Below are 653 nucleotides of genomic sequence, written 5' to 3'. Positions count from 1 at the left end.
GTGCGACCCCCACGAGGGGGCCGGACGCGGCGGGCTTCTGCACCAGACAAGCTTAGGCGGCGGCCCCTCTCCGGGCCGCCGCCTCGGCGCGGATCAGAGGGACTTGCCGCCGGTGACCGCGATGACAGATCCGGAGGTGTACGACGATTCCGCCGACGCCAGGTACACGTAGGTACCGGCGAGCTCCGCGGGTTGGCCTGCCCGCCCCAGCGGGGTGTCGGCGCCGAAGGTCGCCAGCCGTTCGGCATCCCATCCGGTCGCCGGGATCAGCGGCGTCCAGATCGGGCCGGGTGCGACGGCGTTGACGCGGATGCCCCGCGGGCCCGCCTCTTCTGCGAGGGCCTTCACGAACGCCACCTGTGCGGCCTTCGTCATGGCGTAGTCGATGAGTCCCGGCGAGGGGTTGTAGGCCTGGACGGATGCCGTCACGATGATGCTCGCTCCCGGCGGGAGGTCGGGATAGGCCGCCCGTGCCGAGAACAGCATGCCGGCGAGGTTCGTGTCGAACACCCGGCGCATCCGCTCCGTCTCCAGCGTCTCGAAGCCGTCGATGTCGTGCTGGTAGCCGGCGTTCAGCACGAGCACGTCCAGTCCGCCGAGTTCGCGCCGCGTCCGGGCGACGATGTCGGTCGCGAACGTCTCGTCGCGCAGGT

1 protein-coding gene is annotated in these 653 nt (G+C 71.1%); it reads right to left on the bottom strand.

Annotated features, from left to right (window positions below; translation table 11 throughout):
- Positions 1 to 93: 93 nt before the first annotated feature.
- Positions 94 to 653: SDR family oxidoreductase (locus KZA10_RS16950; protein WP_218683487.1), on the bottom strand; the 560-nt coding region annotated here is incomplete at its 5' end.

Origin of the sequence: Microbacterium sp. BF1, from assembly GCF_019279095.1 — a bacterium.
Lineage (GTDB): Bacteria > Actinomycetota > Actinomycetes > Actinomycetales > Microbacteriaceae > Microbacterium > Microbacterium maritypicum.
Note: the sequence above shows the minus strand (reverse complement) of the source record. Positions and strands in the feature narration are given on the sequence as shown.